This window comes from Rahnella sp. NRRL B-41462 (genome assembly GCF_003263525.1).
In the GTDB taxonomy this organism is placed as follows: Bacteria; Pseudomonadota; Gammaproteobacteria; order Enterobacterales; family Enterobacteriaceae; genus Rahnella; species Rahnella aceris.
In genome coordinates this window covers 1-2,326 of the sequence record NZ_JYDF01000182.1, presented here as the reverse complement: position 1 = coordinate 2,326, position 2,326 = coordinate 1, and the positions used below count along the sequence as shown (strand labels likewise).

Annotated in this window: 3 protein-coding genes; 2 read left to right on the top strand and 1 reads right to left on the bottom strand. The window is 57.1% G+C overall.

The features are described 5' to 3' along the window. Together UC14_RS26350 and UC14_RS26345 are read left to right on the top strand one after the other, a co-directional pair. Nucleotides 1-883 (top strand): HlyD family secretion protein (locus tag UC14_RS26350; RefSeq protein ID WP_112198757.1); only part of this gene is annotated, 883 nt, incomplete at its 5' end. Between the two features lie 132 nt (nt 884-1,015). Further along, complete coding sequence (locus UC14_RS26345) at nt 1,016-1,510, top strand: TetR/AcrR family transcriptional regulator (protein WP_232829746.1); 495 nt, start codon at nt 1,016-1,018, stop codon at nt 1,508-1,510. Between the two features lie 59 nt (nt 1,511-1,569). On the opposite strand, the gene UC14_RS26340 is transcribed toward UC14_RS26345, so the two are convergent. After that, on the bottom strand, nt 1,570-2,326 hold a 757-nt coding region (locus tag UC14_RS26340; RefSeq protein WP_157962168.1), incomplete at its 5' end, for a TonB-dependent siderophore receptor.

Below are 2,326 nucleotides of genomic sequence, written 5' to 3'. Positions count from 1 at the left end.
GGTACATGCCGGCGATAAACTGGTGCTGATCGACAGCGAAGAGTTTACGGCTCGTCTGGCGTCTGCGCAGGGAGAACTTGAAGATGCCCGCGCGCAGGTAACGCAACAGGAAGCGGCGTTGCTGAGCCAGCAGGCGCAGGAACAACTGGCACTCACCCAAATCGAAGCCGCGCGCACGGCGATCCGTTCGTCGCGTGCGGAACAGCAACATGCTGAAGCCGAGCAGCAGCGTTATCAGTCGCTGGCGGTCAGCGGTGCCACATCCCGTAATGATGCCGACCGGTATAAAACGGTGGCGGTGACGGCAGAACAAACCTCGGCGCACGCCGCGGCGATGCTGGATGTTGCCCAAAATCAGGCGGCGGTGACACACGCCCGGCGGGCAGAAATTCAGGCGGCGCTGGCACTGGCGAAGGCCGCTGTGGTGAAAGCGCAGGCGGCACAAGCGCTGGCACAGCAGGATCTCAATCACACCACTATTGTTGCTGCCATCGATGGCATAGCGGGAAACCGACAGGTACAGGTTGGCGATTACGTTACACCCGGTCAGCGGCTGATGACGCTGGTACCTGAACAGGGCATTTATGTGACGGCCAACTTCAAAGAAACACAGACCGGCAGAATGCAGCCGGGACAACGTGCGGACGTGCATGTGGATGCGCTGCCGGGCGTGACGTTTCGCGGTGAAGTCGACAGCCTTGCGCCGGGATCAGGTTCGACGTTTGCATTGCTGCCATTTGAGCCGGGCACGGGTAATTTCACCAAAATTGTTCAGCGGGTGCCGGTGCGGATCCGGCTTGACGCTGGTCAGCCAGATTTAGCGGCGCTGCGCCCCGGATTATCCGTGGATGCGCGCGTTTCGTTAACCGATGCGGTCAGGTAAGCTATGACAGCAATTTTCTGATTATCAGGGTGTTATTATGCGCTATGAGAGTGAACATAAACCTAAAATCCGCGAGCGATCCTGAAGGAGGCGGCGAAAGACATCCGTACCAAAGGGCCGTTGCAGGTCAGCGTGGCAGGTGTAATGAGCAAAGCTGGCCTGACGCACGGTGGGTTTTATGCGCACTTTGCCTCAAAAGAGGCACTGATTGAGGCCGCCATCGGGCAGATGTTTAATCAGGTTATGGTCCGCTGGGATAAAGAAAATCAGGGGCTGACGGCGCAGCAGCAACTGGCAGGGTATATCGATTTCTACCTGTCGCCCGGGCACCGCGATAACCGGGCGCAGGGCTGTCCGGTGTCGGCGCTGGCCTCTGAAACGCCACGCTTGTCAGCGCCCTGTCAGGCAGAGTTCGCGCGCGGCATCGAACGTATCCGTGGGATGATTATCCGCCAGCTGACAGAAATGGGCGTGGACGACCCGCAAACGCAGGCGATATCGGTCAGTGCGGAACTGATGGGCAGTTTGTCGCTGGCACGTTGTGAGCCTGATCGTGAAGTTTCAGATGCGTTGCTGGAAAGTGCGAAGAAAGCGCTGAAGGCGCGGCTGGATCTTGCAGAAGAATAAACCGTATCCGGGCGATTCACAGACCTCCCCCTTTTCAGGGGGAGGCGCTGAAAAATCTATCAAAAATCATACCCTACCGTAGCAACCACGGTACGTTCCTGACCCCAGTAGCAGTAGCTGGTGCCGTAACAGGCTGCGACATATTTCTTGTCGAACAGGTTGTTAGCATTCAGCTGCACATACGCGCCTTTCAGTTGCGGATTGAACTGCACCAGATTCATACGCAGTGACGCATCAACCAGCGTGGCAGAAGGCATGTGGCGGGTGTTTTCGTTATCCGCCCATTGTGTGCCGATGTAACGCACACCTGCACCCATATCCACACCAATCGGCGTGTTGTACTGACCCCAGATGGAAGCCATTTGTTTTGGCGTCACATACGGCGTGTTGCCGTTGTTCTCAGCCGCATCACGGATACGCACTTTGTTGTAGGTGTAACCGGCCATCACGTTAAAGCGTTCGGTAACCTGTTTCTTAGCTTCCAGCTCAAGACCCTGTGAGCGGATTTTACCTGCCGGCTCGTAGTAGCTGCCGACTACCACGCGGTTACCCACGTCTTTTTGCGTCAGATCATACAGCGCCGCGGTGTACATATCGGAAGTGCCGACCGGCTGGTATTTGATCCCGGCTTCGTATTGCTCACTCTGCATCGGTTTCAGCAGCGTGCCGTCAGCGCCTGGCAGGGCAGATGGCGTCATCGCCTGGCTGTAGCTGACGTACGGTGAAATGCCGCTGTCAAAGGCGTACAGCAGGGAAGCGCGGCTGTTGAAATGACTGTCTTTACGTTCGCTGTTGCTGGTGGTGCCGTAGATGCTT